11 protein-coding genes are annotated in these 16,237 nt (G+C 48.8%); 1 reads left to right on the forward strand and 10 read right to left on the reverse strand.

Annotated elements, in window-relative coordinates; genetic code table 11:
* Positions 1-373 precede the first annotated feature (373 nt).
* Positions 374-5,332 (forward strand): S-layer homology domain-containing protein, encoded by a 4,959-nt coding sequence (locus EKN16_RS16080; protein ID WP_164522815.1) that lies wholly within the window; start codon positions 374-376, stop codon positions 5,330-5,332.
* A 367-nt stretch (positions 5,333-5,699) separates the two neighbouring features.
* Here the strand turns inward: EKN16_RS16080 and EKN16_RS16085 are convergent, their stop codons facing one another.
* From EKN16_RS16085 to EKN16_RS16130, 10 genes are all read right to left on the reverse strand, one after another.
* Positions 5,700-6,638 carry a U32 family peptidase gene (locus EKN16_RS16085; protein WP_179955612.1) on the reverse strand — a complete coding sequence of 313 codons (939 nt, stop codon included), beginning with the start codon at positions 6,636-6,638 and terminating at the stop codon, positions 5,700-5,702.
* 5 nt (positions 6,639-6,643) lie between these two features.
* Complete coding sequence (locus tag EKN16_RS16090; protein WP_164522816.1) at positions 6,644-7,819, reverse strand: M20 family metallopeptidase; 1,176 nt, start codon at positions 7,817-7,819, stop codon at positions 6,644-6,646.
* A gap of 15 nt (positions 7,820-7,834) precedes the next feature.
* Entirely contained in the window at positions 7,835-8,599 is a 765-nt protein-coding gene (locus tag EKN16_RS16095; protein WP_125659163.1) for an SDR family NAD(P)-dependent oxidoreductase, read from the reverse strand.
* 39 nt (positions 8,600-8,638) lie between these two features.
* Positions 8,639-10,102, reverse strand: a complete 1,464-nt coding sequence (gucD, locus tag EKN16_RS16100) for an alpha-ketoglutaric semialdehyde dehydrogenase GucD (protein ID WP_125666339.1) — start codon at positions 10,100-10,102, stop codon at positions 8,639-8,641.
* Positions 10,103-10,223: 121 nt separating this feature from the next.
* Positions 10,224-10,763 carry a GNAT family N-acetyltransferase gene (locus EKN16_RS16105; RefSeq protein WP_125659166.1) on the reverse strand — a complete coding sequence of 180 codons (540 nt, stop codon included), beginning with the start codon at positions 10,761-10,763 and terminating at the stop codon, positions 10,224-10,226.
* Positions 10,760-11,992 carry a Gfo/Idh/MocA family protein gene (locus EKN16_RS16110; RefSeq protein ID WP_125659168.1) on the reverse strand — a complete coding sequence of 411 codons (1,233 nt, stop codon included), beginning with the start codon at positions 11,990-11,992 and terminating at the stop codon, positions 10,760-10,762. The genes EKN16_RS16105 and EKN16_RS16110 overlap by 4 nt, the downstream gene beginning before the upstream one ends.
* Before the next feature lie 67 nt (positions 11,993-12,059).
* Positions 12,060-13,472, reverse strand: a complete 1,413-nt coding sequence (locus tag EKN16_RS16115) for a sugar phosphate nucleotidyltransferase (protein WP_125659171.1) — start codon at positions 13,470-13,472, stop codon at positions 12,060-12,062.
* A 1-nt stretch (position 13,473) separates the two neighbouring features.
* A complete protein-coding gene (locus EKN16_RS16120; protein WP_125659174.1) occupies positions 13,474-14,361 on the reverse strand; it encodes a protein phosphatase 2C domain-containing protein in 888 nt (295 codons plus the stop codon).
* 37 nt (positions 14,362-14,398) lie between these two features.
* Complete coding sequence (locus EKN16_RS16125; RefSeq protein ID WP_197719134.1) at positions 14,399-15,256, reverse strand: carbohydrate ABC transporter permease; 858 nt, start codon at positions 15,254-15,256, stop codon at positions 14,399-14,401.
* Positions 15,257-15,288: 32 nt separating this feature from the next.
* Positions 15,289-16,164: a carbohydrate ABC transporter permease gene (locus EKN16_RS16130; protein ID WP_125659176.1), complete on the reverse strand. Its 876-nt coding sequence runs from the start codon at positions 16,162-16,164 to the stop codon at positions 15,289-15,291.
* Positions 16,165-16,237 lie beyond the last annotated feature (73 nt).

Consider the following 16,237-nt stretch of genomic DNA (forward strand, 5'->3'; position numbering starts at 1 on the left):
CGCGAAGCAAGTTTCTTCCCTCTGAAATATAAGCGAGGTATAGAGAAAATTATATTTTGAACGAAGGGCAGCCGATTCTCGGCTGCCCTTCGTCATGTTCACCCTAAACGTGAGCAGCATCATTGACACATAAATGATTGGTTTAATAAAAAAAACGATACATAATGACAATTTAGAGTGATTAGGAGAAATAAAGCGCCAATTAATGATTGAATTTGTTAAACAAACGAACTAGGAATGAGCCTTAAAGTTGATCATAATAGGCTTATAATTCGCAAATGAAAGCGGATTCATACAGATTGCGAAAATGGAGGGCGTCGTTCATTTCAATCCAGGTCTTACATCAAAAACTAACCAAAAGGAGCTACTAAGAATGCCAAGAAAAATCTCGCAAGTCCTTTCTTCAATCGTAATTGGCAGCATGTTGTTCTCTAGTACAGCTTTCGCAAGTTCATCTCAAGATGTTTCTAAGCATTGGGCAGCACAGGAATTGCAAAAATGGACTTCTGAAGGTTTATTGAAAGGCGATGCGAATGGTAATTTAAACCCCAACGAGGCTATCACTCGCGCGGAATTCATTACGATTTTGAATCGCATTTTCAATCTACAAAGCACAGCTGGTTCAAAAGTATTTGTTGATTCTAATCCAAATGCTTGGTTCTATGCAGAACTGCAAAAGGCTTCTGCAGCTGGATTGCTTAACGGCGACGCGAACAACTACGCGAATCCTAAAGCACTTATTTCCCGCCAAGAAGCGGCTGTTCTGATTTCAAGAGGATTCCAAGTTGTTTCTGGAACAAATACAACGACTTTCAATGACTCTTCCGAAATTGCCAAGTGGGCAATGGATGCCGTTGCCGCTCTTGCTTCTAAAGGATACCTGCAAGGAAGAGGCAATGGTAACTTTGATCCGCTTGCTAAAATCACGCGTGCCGAATCTTTCGTTATGACGGATCGAGTTATGGGAACCTTAGTCAGAACACAGGCAGATCTTGATAAGCTTCCAGCTACAATCGTTGGAAATGTTACGATCGCTTTTCCAGGAGCCGTGCTGAAAGGTCTTACGATCACTGGTGATGTCTACATAACTGACGCTGCAGCTAAAGCTCCTGTAATCTTGGATCACACCAAAATAACGGGCGATCTTAGTATCGTCGCTGCAAAAGGTGTCAACTTCATCGCATCCTCTGTTACAGGCACAACGAATGTAACTGATGCACATGAAGTAACCACGCTAAACCTGGACGCTGATTCTTCACTTAACATTCTTACACTGAACACAGCAGCGAATGTCACAGGTACGGGCAGCATTCAAACGGCTCTCATCAATACGAACGGCGTAACAATAGCCCAGCAGCCTAAGAATGTGAAGGTTGCAGCTGGGGTTACCTCTACTGTTGGCGATAACACAGGCAGCAACACAGGTGGAAACACTGGTGGTAATACAGGCAGTAACCCTGGTGGTAACCCAGGCGGTAACCCTGGTGGTAACCCTGACAATTCTACACCGGTTGTTTCACCTGTATCTACTGGAAGCAATGTAGACATGTACAGCACACAAGTCACTCGTTTACAACCTAAGGGCTTGAACGTCGATCAACCTATCCAATGGACAACCTCTGATCCCTATGTTGCCTATGTAGACATAATCGGTAACAGTGCTGGAGATTATTCCGGTAAAGTTCTTGGCGTATCTGCCGGAACAGCTACAATTACAGGTAAACAAGATAAAAATACGGTCACGGTTACCATTACCGTTACAAATGATCCGAAGCTAGCTACTAATTTAGAAAAAGTCGTTTACTATTACAATGCCGGCGATGCCAGTATCCCTACTGATCTTGCTTCAACAAAATGGAATACAACGAATATCCCTGCTGCTCCAACAGGAAAAACTTTCCCTTCGAAAACGTATGCAGGTTTTGTTGATGGCGAGAATGGCGTTAAATGGCTGGTATCGAAAGACGCGTTAATCAAGTCTTTGGATAAAGTGGCATTAGATCGAGATTATACTCCTGTAACTACTGGCATCGTATCTGATGCTGTAACGCTCTACGACCCTAACTTAGCTTCTGCTGACCAAATTCAATACCTACAGGGTGGAAGATACATTCCTCAAACTGGTGGTTCCACTGCTCCGTACTCATACATTGACTATGACAATAATCCTGTCAGTGGAGCCTTCAACGCAGAAGAAATAATCACCAACATTAAGTCTGACGGCAACAATGGACTTTGGGTACTAGGTTCCACTGGCAATGCCACTCACATTGTTAGAAAACCAATGTCGTTGATGGCTAAATCCTTGGTGCAAGAAGAAATATCCAGAAACTTTGCCGATCGATTCGGATTCCAATCGGGTGCTGTATCCTTCAATACGCAAGGCGATATGCTAAATGCAATTATGCATGCTGATAAAGGTGCAGGAAGTTCGATCGACGATAGAGACAATGATGGTCTGTGGACGACAATGTACGTTTCTGGAGAAATCTGGAGATACAACTACATGAAGGCTACTTATGGAGATAACGACGCTAGAACGCAAGATGCGAAAGCTTCTGCTACTCGCGCTGTTGAATCCATCGTGACGCTCGGCTATATTTCAGGTACACAGCTAAAGGTTCCTTCCATGAACAACGTAAACGACCCTACTATCTACACTACTTTGGGTGCAAATCCTGATGGTTCTGATGAAGGTAAGCCGGTTTATGTTGACGCACATGGTAACTATACGTTAGTTGCAACAGGTAATAACCCTGCATCTGCCGGCTTCTTCGCGAGATCCTATAAAGTTGCTGGTAAGAACAACAGCTCTACTACACCTGAGCTGCCAAGCGAAGAAGCAGCCTGGTTGAAAAAGAACGCAGGACAAACAACAGATATCAACGGCACTCCTATCACCTATTCCGAACCAGGTAAGTCAAAATTTGGAAAATTAAGAGCTTATGACACTGTCCCTGTCCCATCCAGACTTGTTCAAAATTATTCCGATCTCAATGGCGGAGATACGCAAAACAACCTGGATAGCAGCAATGTTTATTACAAAGCTTCAACGTCAACGGATGAGCTGGTAGGTCATTACTTTGCACTTGACCTCGCATACAGCGCATTCAAAGACAGCGATCCTGAGCTCGCTGCGCTTATCAAAAATGACATGATCAACCATACCAATGCGATAATTTTGAATAACTACTATCAAGTGAGCGTTACGGGTGAAAACCCAGAAGAAACTCGTTTTAACGTTGCCAATCCTAACGATAAGAATAGAATTACTTTAATTAACCCTGCTGATTATGCATCGAAAGGTAACGGGTTGAATTATCCTTCCGTCCCTACGAAATGGGCGAATATGAATCCTGAATTCCTTGACGGTGTATCTAACGCTTGGGATAGAAACGACTATGAGGACGGCCCTCTCAATGCTACGCTTGGGCTTCAAATGCTTGTCGTTGCAAAAGATATGGGGAATTACACAGCTGCCGAGAAAGCTGCACTTGCTAAACAGCATGTAACAGCTACCAACCCTCTTGATTATGCGAACGAACTACGTGTTATGGATGGCGTTGCTCCAACTGAAGCTGCTACTGCTCATAACGATTACGAAACCAGATATCCAAAAACGTACTTCTCCACTTCTCTGCTTGATATGTCTCAGCAATACCTTTCCAGATACTTTGGTATTTCTGCTCATAACGGAGATGCAATGGGTGAAAACGGCGTTTCGTTCGAATCTTATATGAACTATTCTGACGAAGAAGAAGCTGCTCTTTCATACTATACGTTAACTGCCCATGCTGATGCTTCTAATGCTGATGGCATTCTAGCCGGCATGAATCAGTGGTGGTATAACGAAAAGAGAGAGAAAAATCCATTTATGACTACGTTCTATGCAGCTTCGCTTGGTGCATTGAAAAGCAAAGGATTTAACATTGGATCACCGACGGTTGATCTTGCTGGCTCAACTTGGCAAATGACTCGCATACCGAACAGCTTCATTGAATGGGATGTTCTTGCGGCTAACAGAAACGACATCACCCATGTTATACCTGATTTGATGGTTGACCAGCTTATTCCTCGTGATGAAGTGAAGATGTCTAAGTATAATACGAATATCTTCGGTACGATGGACAGAAGAACCATTGACACAGACTTCTGGAGAGGTTTGGAATCTTCAACCGTTATTTCAATGCCTTTCTGGTTGACTCAGAATCCGACTGATGCAGCTCATGTATCTGCTCTGGGACAATTCATTACGGCTCCTGTAAACAACGGAACAGAGAGTATAACTTATCCGACTAATGTTGCAGCTGTAAACCCTGATGGTAACTACGATGCAGCTACTCACACGTTTACCATTAATGTTGGTGATTCTGTGAAGCTGGATGCTATAGTTACCGGCTATATCAAGAACGTTTCTTGGCTGACAGATGCTTGGAACCAAGCAGGATATGTGAATGGGAAGCCTGCTCCAATCCATGCAGATCCTAGCAAATTCCAAGTTATTGACCTGAGAGCATTAGCGACCTATGGTGAAGTCGGAAATGTGGATGCTACAGGCATCAGTACAGCTGGCGAGCATTATGGGGCCTATGCAACTGGTCTAAAACCCGGAACAGTTACGGTTACGGCATATGTTATCGACGGATTCTTTAAAACACCTTCGACAATAACGTATACGATCAATGTCGTAGATCCTAATGCAAGTTCAGCACCAATTTCTGCTTCCAATGTTTCCGAAACTGGCTATTACCTTCCAGATTGGCTGGTGTCGGTATTGGAAAGAGAAGACCTGAACACAGATGGAAACCCGTTTGTAAGTGTAATCTTCTCTTCTTCTTCTCCGGCTGACGGTAAGATTGACCCTGTTACAGGTGATATCACTTATCTCACTAGTAAGGCATTCAATATCATCGCAAAGATTGCCTACTCGGGTAAAACAGTAAATGCTGATCCCGACAATAAGCCTAATGCTTATGATGATTTAGGTGCTAGATTTGAAGCAGACAGCCATGTAATGACTTTTGTATGTCCTGTCCAACAATCCGTTAAAGGCTTGGTTGGTGCTGATAGTACGCTGGTTCCAGATGCAGATGCAGTAGCTGCAGCGAAAAGGGCAATTTCAGGCGCTGATTATACAACGCTTCAAGTAGCGGACACAACAGATCAAGCCCAGAAAACAGCAGCTGTACAGGCTCTTGTAGATGGGTTAAAGGGCACCACGACAGCAGTAGCAACATGGAACGAAGAAACATCTGCGTATGATGTAGTTATTTCTCAACATGCAGCGAGTGATAGCTTCAGCATTACAACTGCAACGTTTGAAACACCTTAAAATCAGTTCGCAGCTTAAGTAAGAACCCGCCGAAGTGGCGGTCAGGTTGTAGAGAAACCCGACGATTAAAACGTCGGGTTTCTTTTTGCTCACGGCGTAGGTCATGAGCGCATGTACTACGGCCTCTGATGACTCCTAACTAGTCCGTGCGGCTTTTCAGCCGTAGTTACAAAGCGTCTTTGCTTCCTGCCCGAAACCACTGAATTCTAAAGGGTTCACACTAGAGAGTTCGCCCATGCTGGGCGTACAAACAAAGAAAGCGCTGACCCCATTTGGCCAGCGCTTTCTTCTTATGTCTGCTCTTGTTATCCTATTGAAACATGTTAGCCGACAAGCCATTCCTTCGCCTTCACTTGCAGCTTCATCGTTATTCGGATTTGTAATGGGGAATACCCAAACCTTGAGCGCCCGGCTCGGAAATAAGTAACTCCGGGTGATACCGCTGAATGAAATCGTAGCCGATCCGGGCGCGTCGAACCCGTTCTCTCGAAAGCTTGACTACGGTGTCCTCCAGATGCGTGCCCGATGGATACACGTTGGGGGCGTTGCGTAATCCAAACTTCACGTATACAGGGGCAGCCACTCGAATAATTTCGCAAATATCGTAATAGCGAATGAAGCCGCCGAAATCGTCGGGCACCTCGATATACAGATCGATCGGAATATCAACCGCTTGACGGATGGCGGCCAGCTTCGCCAGAGACAGATCGGTCGGGACATTATACGTGTCCGCCCCCAATTGCTCCATAAGCCGCACGGAGATCGGATTGCAAGCTCCCATCGACACAGATACTTTTACGACCAGATCAGACGGGAGCTCTCCAGCTTTCTTGCATTCGTTCACCGCCCACAGAACGCCTTCGTCGGCCACGAGAATGCCGCGAATGCCGTGCTCGCAAGCACGCTTCACATCCTCCAGGGCATAAACAACCTGATCCATGCCCGATGCGCGCAGCCCAATGCTCTTCCCTCCGGCAGCAGCAGTTTGAGCGTAAATATCGAACGAAGCCCGCGGGCCCGTAAAGAGACTGACTTCGATCCGATGCTGTTCAGCAATTCGTGCCATATCCTTGAGCTCGTCATCCAACAGCAGCATGACGCCGCTGCCTTGGGAAACGCGATGCACGGGAACGCCAAACTCCTTAGCGGCATCTACGACCGCCTGCAGGGAAGCCGGCCCCTCGACGGAAGGAATCTCGATCCGATATTGCGCCCCGTCAGGAAACGTCTTCGAAGAACTCGGGAGGTGGTGCAAATCTCCCTCCGGCAATCCTAGCTTGCCGAAAAACTGCTTTGTCTCTTGCATATGAATTAACGCCCCTTTGAATGGATCAGATATTCCTGTATAAATTGCAAATACACCTGAGCCGTCTGCTCCAAATCCGACAGATGAGCGAATTCATGCTCTCCATGCGAGCTGCTCTGATCAGGACCATGACATACGGTAGGGATACCAAGGCCGTTGACGAAGAAACCCGCATCGACGACCACCTTCTTGCCTACCAAGGGAAGCTCAATCCCTCGCACCTTGCGAACGGCTGCTTGAAGTGCGAATACGGCCGGATCGTTCTTATCGATCCGATAGCCGTCCCGGACCTTGCGCATATCCAGCTCGATGCTCACTTGATACTGCTCAGCAATCTCATCCAATACGCCGCGCAGCTCCTTCTCTACTTCTGCGAAAGAAATGCGCGGGTCGAATCTTCGGACGCCGACGATATCCGCTCGATTAGGATGCTGGTTGTAAAATTGCCCGCTGTGCAGGGAGCCGATAAAGTATGACGCATAACCTGTATCTTCAATATAGTGCTTCTCTAATTCGAGATTCAGCTCGCATAGCCTGCGTACGATTTCGGCGGACACCGTAATCGGGTGCGGAGTACCCGGAGCCGTATAAAGCTGATGGGTAGGCTCTCCGTCTCGGATAATCGCGATTTCGAAGGTGGCCGACCCCAGTTGCGCGACCGTGCTATCGTATCTGGCCCCTTCCATGACAAGAGCCGCATCGGCGCGAAGCTCGACGTTATTGATCAAGGCCTCAAGATCTTCGCCTCTTCCGCCTGGGCTTTCATGCATACTGTTCGCGACAACGATCACCCTGCCGGGCAGATCGATTTGGCTCTTGCCCAGCACACGCAGCACTTCGACGATGCACGCGAGGGAGCCCTTCATATCGCAGGTGCCCCTCCCGTGAATGACCCCCTCCTCGAACCGGGCCGGCTCATGCTCCAGCGGGACAACGTCCATGTGCCCGTTGAAAATAAGCGATTTTCCCTCTCCGGAGAAATCGTCTTCGAAGGTCGCGACAAGCGTTGGATTATTGGGAATGAATTCGTAGCGTTCAACCTTGCAGCCCACTTCCTCAAGCAAACTCTGATAGGCTGCCGCGATTTCCCTTGAATCTCCGGTCGGGCTGGCGATTCGGACTAATCGCAGCGTGTCCGCCGCGATTCGCTCCGCATCAATTTGCAGCCAATGTTCCTCCATCTCGTTCCCTCCCATTTATGGTTCGCTGGCGTTCGCCAAATGGCCGCCATCGACGATCAACGTCGTTCCCGTTACATACGACGATTCGTCGGAAGCCAGAAACAAGAACACATTCGCTGCTTCCTCGATCGTCCCCAATCGCCCCATCGGCGTCTTCGAAGTAATCGTCGGAATCGTAGGGTCCTGCTTCCTTAGCTCGTGGTCCATCGGCGTATCGATGAAACCCGGGGCAACTGCGTTTACCCGAATACCATAGGGTGCCAGCTCTACAGCCATCGACTGCGTCAGCAGTACACCTCCGCCCTTGGACGCGTTGTAATGCGCAAGCTTAGAGCTCCCACTCAGTCCGTTCTTGGAACTCATATTCACGATGCTTCCTTTGATTCCTTGGGCGACCATTTTACCCGCAACCTGCTTCGTCAGACGGAACATCGCACCTAGGTTGACGTCCATGACCCGCTCCCAATTGTCATCGGAAATGTCCAAGAACGATTGGCGCACCGCGATTCCCGCATTATTGACCAGAATGTCGACCGCTCCCCATAGAGCGAAAATACGGTCCACTGTCTCCGTCAATCCCGACTTGTCCCTCAAATCGCAAGCGAAGGCGAGAATTTCATGGCCTTCGTTGCTCCACTGCTCCGAAGCGGCCCGCAGGGCCGATTCGTTCATGTCGATCACGGCAATTCTGGCGCCTTCCCGCAAAAACCGATCGACGATTCCTTGACCGATTCCTTGCGCGCCGCCCGTCACGATAACACGTTTTCCTACTAAACGCATGAGAATGACCTCCACTATTTCATCCAATTTTCAATGACACTATGACTTCATGAACACGGTTTTAATTGATGTATAGAACTCGATAGCCGCTTGACCCTGCTCTCTTGAACCGGAGCTGGATTGTTTCATCCCGCCGAACGGGGCCTGCAGTTCAACTCCGGCGCTCTCGGCATTGATGCGAACAAGACCGGCGTCCATTTCACGAATGAAGGTCATTGCACGGCCGACATCCCGCGTGAAAACGGAAGCGCTCAAGCCATACCGTGACCCGTTAGCCACGTTCAGCGCTTCCTCCAGCGTATCCACTTTCAGGAGCGCCAGCACGGGGCCGAAAATTTCCTCCTGCGCGATAACCATGTCCGGATTCACGTTCTCGAACAGCGTCGGCAGCACGTAGAAGCCTTGCTCGTACCCTTCTCCTTGCATTCTTCCGCCGCCATGCAGCAAGGTCGCCCCTTCGGCGGTTCCTTTATCGATATACGACAGCACGGTCTGCATCTGGTTCTCGCTGGCGCACGGCCCCATCCAAGTATCTTGAACCATGCCGGGACCGACCTTGATCTGTCTTACTTTGTGAAGCAGCTTATCCTTAAAAGTCTCATAAACGCCGCTCATGACAATCACCCGGCTCGTGCATGTGCATTTCTGTCCCGTCGACTTCAAGCCGCCGCTGATCACGGCGTCCACGGCCAAGTCCAGATCCGCGTCGTTGCAGACGATGACTGGGTTTTTGCCACCCATCTCCAGCTGGTATTTCGCTCCACGCGCGACCGCTCCCAGCGCCACTTTCTTGCCAACGCCATCCGAGCCGGTAAAGGAAATACCGTCGATGCCCGGATGATCGATGATGCCTTGTCCGATGACGGAGCCAGCGCCTGTCACCAGATTTAACACCCCATAGGGCAGCCCCGCTTCAGCGAAGCATTCGACGACTTTCGCCGCCGTAATCGCCGTGTCTTGGGCCGGCTTGAACACAACGGTATTGCCGTAGACGAGTGCCGGAGCTATTTTCCAGATTGGAATCGCCACGGGAAAGTTCCACGGTGTAATCAATCCGACGACGCCTAATGACGCGCGAGTCGTGAACATGAGGCCATCGGGGTCGGTTGACGGAATGACGTCGCCGTGCTTCCGCATCCCCTCCCCCGCGTAATAACGAAGAATAGCCACGCCGCGGGCAGTCTCTCCTCTTGCCTCTGGCAAGGTTTTTCCCATTTCCCGCGTCATCGTCTCCGCGATATCGTCTAATCGGCTTTCAAGTACGTTCGCCGCTTTGAATAAGAAATCTCCCCTCGCCGGGGCGGACAATCTACGCCAGATCAGTGCAGCTCTTCTTGCAGCGGCTACCGCTCGATCCAAATCCTCCTGACCCGACTTCTGGCAATAGCCGACCGTTTCATGGCGATCAGCAGGGTTAATGCTCGCTTCGATATTCCCGGACACCGAAGCCGCCCAAAGGCCGTCGATATAGTTGCCGTAGGTTCGGGGTTCTGTTGGAACCATCACAATCTCATCCTCCTCAGGTATTCCGCATAGACGACCTGTGCTCGAACGTATGGTCGAGTCGTCCTTCAAACCATTCCTGACTGCGCAAAATCATGCTTACATCTCCATCCTCTTCTGCTCACGCCTTCAACTTCTTGCCCAAGTTCTGATAGACTTGCTTCCATCTTTCTTGCAGCTCCGCCCCTTCATAAGCAGGCTGAAACCCTAATTTCAAATAGATATGAATGGCCGAAAGCCGAAAATCGTCCGTCTCGAGAACGGCATGCTTCTTGCCCTCTTCCCGCATCTTCTGCAAAGCCGCAAGACTTATGCTATATCCGAGTCCAAGACCGGAGTATGCAGAGGAGACCCCCACCATATGCAAATAACCGCAATCCTCTTCCCACTGCGGCTCCTCCCATGCGCAGGCGGTAGCGACGGTCGCCTCCCCTTCGCAAATGAACAAGACCCGTTCGGGCTTAAAGTATGAATGAGAGGCGATTTTGCGCTCGAAATTCCGATCCCATCCGAATGATTTTTCCACAATCGACTCCCAGTTCTCCCCATCACCCGCTTCGAAGTTTCGAAGATGAAATCCTGAAGGCAGTGCCAAAGCAGGCAAGTCAGATAAACTCGCTAGCCGCATGACCAGTTGAGGCAGCTTCCGTCCCTCTGTCATATCCTCTTCCCTCCGCTTCTACGGAAGTCAGGAAATTCAACCGGCTGTCCGTTATTTGCATGCGATTCCATCGATAATGGGAAGATACTGCTCCATGTCACTGCATCGTACACGTCGACAAGCGGACTTCTCTGTTCCTGAATCGACGAAACAAACTCCTCAAGCACGAAAAAATCACCCCCGCCGTGTCCAGAGCTCTGAGCGTGCTCCTCCCACCGTCTCCAAATCGGATGATCAAGCTCAGGCTGATACCGGGTGAGTGGCTCCCACATTTCATCGCGCTCGTCATCAACCCGCTGCCCGGGCTTTAATTCCCTCTGCGGGGATCGTCCGTTAAACCACACCAAATCATCTTCCTGATCGTGGCGCTTGGACAGATAGGCGCCTTCTGTCCCCTGCAGGACGTAATGGCGCATATTATGCGGGCGAGCGGAAGTCCAATCTACGCGTAACGAGATCAGGACACCGCCCTCGGTCATGATGTTCGTCACGGCCGAGTCCCCCTGCTTCCAATAGCCTGGTTGTGACGCAGGATGCTCTTTCCCGAACTTCTCTTGAAAATAATGTTGCAAGGAACGAGAGTTCGAGACGAACGTCGACATGCTCTTCATCCGGTCGCCGCCGTCTTTGTTCAGTCCCAGCCAGTGGGAAATCGGTCCGATCGAATGCGTCGGATAGTTCATTCCGTCATAGGTATGGTGAAGATCGCCGCGCCATGTCAGCGAGCCATCCTTGTTATGGACCCTATACCGCAAATCATGGATATAGCCCCCTTCCAAGTACGTAATCTCGCCAAACATCTTTTGCTCGGCCATGTGCTTGACGGCCAAATTCGAGCGGGCGAAGCAATAATTCTCAGCCATCATATAGGTCAATCCGGTCTTCTCCACCGTTTCGACAAGCTCCCAAGCGTCATCCAGCGTATGCGCCGCGATGACCTCGCACAACACATGCTTGCCCGCCTTAAGGGCATCAATCGATTGCCTCGCGTGCAGCAGCATCGGGCTGGCCAGGAAAACAGCGTCGATATCCGGGCTTTGCAGCATCAGCTCGTAGCTGCGGTACGTTTCAATCCAAGGATAATTTTCTTTCCATTGCGCAGTAACTTCCTCATTCAGATCACAGATCGCAACCAGCTCAAGACGGTCGGCCAATGCGGCAAGCGTGCGTTTGAACCGTCCGCCACGGTTGCCGCCGACGATCGCTAGACGCAGTGTTTGATTGGACATAAGGGTACCTCCCCATATAATTCGTTTGTATTCGTGTGTGATTGGATTTGCCCACGTTTACACGCGTTTACCAGCCATACTTCGCCGGTCCCCACTCTTTCCGAACAAGGTCCTGTTTTACATACAGCAGGGAACGGTTAGGTACATCCTCTTCAAGGATGACGCCCGAACCCACGATGCTGTATACACCTACCTTTACCCCTGGCATGAGAATCGCGTTCACGCCCGTGCGCACAAAGTCGCCCAAGTAGATGGCATCGCTGTGCTCGCTTGGCGTTTCCTTGCGCCCTTTGATCCGATGCGAGGTTCTGCCGTCATCAAACCGCAGCGTTCCGCAGACGGTAGCTGCGCCCAGATCCGTGGACGTACCGATCACGCCGTAGAACTCCATGTAGTGGTACAAGTAAACGGTGTCAAATATAACGCCTTCCAGCTCCGCACAGTGATTGATGACGCAGTGATCGCCGACCGTCGTGCCTTCGGATAGAAAACAGTAGTTGCCAATATTGGAATCATTGCCGATGATATGGCTGCCCTTCAATATAGCCCCGTTCTCAATAACGGTTCGGTCGCCAACGATTATATTGCCTTCAATAATGACGTTACGGCCGATTCTGCTGCCAACGCCCAGCTGCACAAATCCATCGATAGCTGCACTAGGATCAATGGATGCACCCTCGGCGAGGACATTGCACGTCAGCTTCGCACAGTTTCTTCGCGCAACAAGTTCATTGGCTAACAGAATATGCCACGGCTTATCCAAGTCCACAAAATCACCTGTCGTCTCAACGGCCCGAACCGCATAGCCGTCATTCATACAATCCAACAAGGACATTTCCAGATGTGCTTCCAGAGGCGGCATCATCCCAACTTGCACACTTGTAAACAAGCCGGAGTTGCTGCTTGCATAGGACCAGAAGTCATCGCTGAAGGCAAATGCGCAGAAACGATGGGTGCAGCCACCTCGCGGATGTCCTAAAATATGCCGGACGAAGCCTCCCTCAAGCTGGCAGCAAATCCAATCCGAGGAGGACTGCTCGTGCAGCGGATTGACGAGCACAACAGCAAGCTCACGCTCAGCCCGCTGCTCGAACGAAGCCATCAACTGCTTGATGTCTGCCGGATCAATAAGCGTATCGCCATACAAGACTAGGAAACTCCCTTCGTTTCCTGCCGCCGTGCGCGCAGCAGACAGCGAAAGCGCCGTTCCCTGCCCCTTCTCATCGGCAACCACGATCACGTCAACTTCCTGCCGGGCACCTGCAGAACTCGGCCCGTTCTCGCGAAAGTAATTACGAATCTGCCCATGAAGCTTTCCGCCGACAATAATGATTTTCGTAAAACCGAGCTCTTGCAGCGACTCTACCTGATGCGCAATAATCGGCTTGGCCGCAACAGGAATCATCGCCTTCGGCCGAATCTCAGCAAAGGGCCACATCTTGGTGCCCAGCCCCGCTGCCAGAATAATCGCGGTTTTCATGCTACCGCTTGCTCCCTTCGCCCAATACGTTGAAATCTATGATAACAACCGATTTATCATCGGATAATTTATGCCTTGGGTAATGCTCGCACAGTGGATCTTGACTCTCGATGCAAGTCAAATGATCCGAATAATATTCGATGCCTATCTCGTTCATATCGTGAATCATGATCTCCCATTTTTTCGGATCGTCGGAGTGTTCGATGAGGTGGAACATGCCATCCGACACGGCATAAATTTTGCTCACATTAGCTCTAGAGATATGACCATGCTCCAAATAATCCTCCAGCTCCGCTTCTCCGTTCATGACCGAGTAGCCTTCTAGCGTATTCGCTCGATTCCGATTCGCGATACTAAGAGGAAGCATCTGTTCTTTCACTTTTTCTTTGGATAGTCCGCCCGACTCTGACAGCTCCTTCTTTTTATTCAACGTCTGCAGATCAAAGTGGGCGACTTGATTGCGCGTCAACACGCGTAAGCTCTTATCCGTATATTCAATGAACAGCATGCAGTCTCCGGTTTGCACATATTCAATAGACTTCTCATAAATGCGTACGACTGCAAATACAGCGCCCCACCTCTTCCATTTGCAGGACAAATCGATATTCGTTTCTAGCATGCTTTCGTTTAACTTCCGATTCGCGGAAAGTACGGCTTGTTTTAAGTCCAGGCCGGCATCGTGCGCATTCAACTCCGAAGCGAGTAATTGTGCCGCAATGTAGCCGCCCGTTCGCCCTTGAGCATCTTGATACGCCACCATCGAGGACACACCGTCAATAACCCCGTAAACCTGACAAAAGGGATTCATCACCAAGGCATCTTCATTCATTTTGGCCCCACCCGGCACAGTGTGGCATTGCACATGAAGTTTTACAGTTTCCGTGCTCATTTCGCTCACCTCTAACCGATAGATTCAAATCAATAGATTACTTCAAGGATCCTTCCGTCAATCCGCTTACGATATGTTTGTGAAAAAACACATAAATCATGATCATCGGAATGGTAATTATAGTAAGTGCTGAAAACAACAATTTATAATTCGTCAAATGCTTGCTTGAAAATGCGAGCAAGCCTACGGGAATCGTCTTTAGACTGTCGCTTTGAACATAGAGCAATGCTAGCAGCAGCTCGTTCCAGGAATTCAGCGAAGAGAAAATTGCAACGGTCGCTAAGCTTGGAATGAGCAACGGTAAAAGGACACTTGCAAATAATCGCATATCACTGCAGCCGTCGATCCTCGCCGCTTCCATCATTTCTTTAGGGAGTGAATCGAGATACGCTTTAAGCAAAAATATCGCCAGCGGAAGCCCCATCCCGATATAAGGTAAAATAAGGGCCCAATACGTATTTTTAATATGCAAATGATCAAAAATATAGTTTTGGGCAATGAAAAACGACTGCATGGGCATGAACAAACCGAACACGAACATCAACAGCAGAAGCTTGCTCCCCTTAAAGTTCAACTTGCTAAAAGCAAACGAAGCTAAGCTTGAAAACAGTAAGATACACACGACCGTTGCCGAAGTTACGATGATGCTGTTGATCACATAGGTGTTCATGCCGCCGATTTTCCAAGCTTCTACCCAGTTGTGTAAATTAATTTTGTTCGGCAGCGAGAATGGCTTATTGAAAATTTCATTATTTTCGCGGAAGGAAGAAAACAGCATCCAGATCATTGGATAAAAATATAAAAGCGAGAACACGCTCATGCATACATAAAAAGTCATCTGATAGACCACATTGCCACCGCTTTTGCGCACGGCGTTTGAACTAGAAATTTCCATGTTGGGCACCTCTTTCATTCCATCGACTGCAACTAATATTCCAGCGTGTCATCTTTACGCTTTAACATGTTCAATAGTAAACCGATCCCAACGACAACCAGCGTCATGATAACAGCCAGTGCAGAACCATAGCCAATGCTGCCATTCGTAAACACGACCTTAACCAAATACGTCGTTACAATTTCCGTCGCGTTATACGGACCGCCATTCGTCATGACATAGAACAGGTCAAACCCTTGGAAACCACCGAGTATGCATAAGGTAAGTGCGACTTCCACCAAATTTTTAATCATCGGAATTTTGATTTTGAAGAAAATATCTTTCTCCGTCGCCCCATCCAGATAGGCCGATTCATAAATATCTTTCCCAATACGTTGAATGCCTGCATAGAAGATCGTCATATAAAATCCGGCATAGGACCATCCGGAAACGATAGAGAGCGCATATAACGCAGTATGGGGATTGCCTAACCATACTCTTGTCCAGCTTTCCAGACCTACAAATTTCATGATGGCGTTCAATAAACCGAAATCCGAATTGTATACAAACCTCCACATGAAAGAGGTAACCAGCATTGGCAGCATAACCGGAGTAAAGAAAGCGACTCGGAACAGGCCCGTACCCCGTAAATTCACAGTAATAAGCCCTGCAAGCAAGAGTCCGGCAAATACTTCAAGAAAGATAGTCAGAAAGATATAGATGAAGATATGCCAATAAGACACAAGGTAAATATGATCGTGAAAAGCCCGAATATAATTTTCAATACCATTGAATTTCATGGCTCCGAAACCGTTCCAATCGTAAAAACTGAAGATGAACGTCATCACAATGGGAAGGAGGATGGTGAAAGAAAATAAGAGTACTGCCGGTGCTGTGAATAAATAAGGCGAAATGCGAAATTTCTTCATGACTTTCTGACCTCCTGAGTTAACAACTGAATAAGCAGGCGGCTTAATAATAGTCGCCTGCTTATAGGAGCAA

It is taken from the genome of Paenibacillus baekrokdamisoli, assembly GCF_003945345.1.
In the GTDB taxonomy this organism is placed as follows: domain Bacteria; phylum Bacillota; class Bacilli; order Paenibacillales; family Paenibacillaceae; genus Paenibacillus_Z; species Paenibacillus_Z baekrokdamisoli.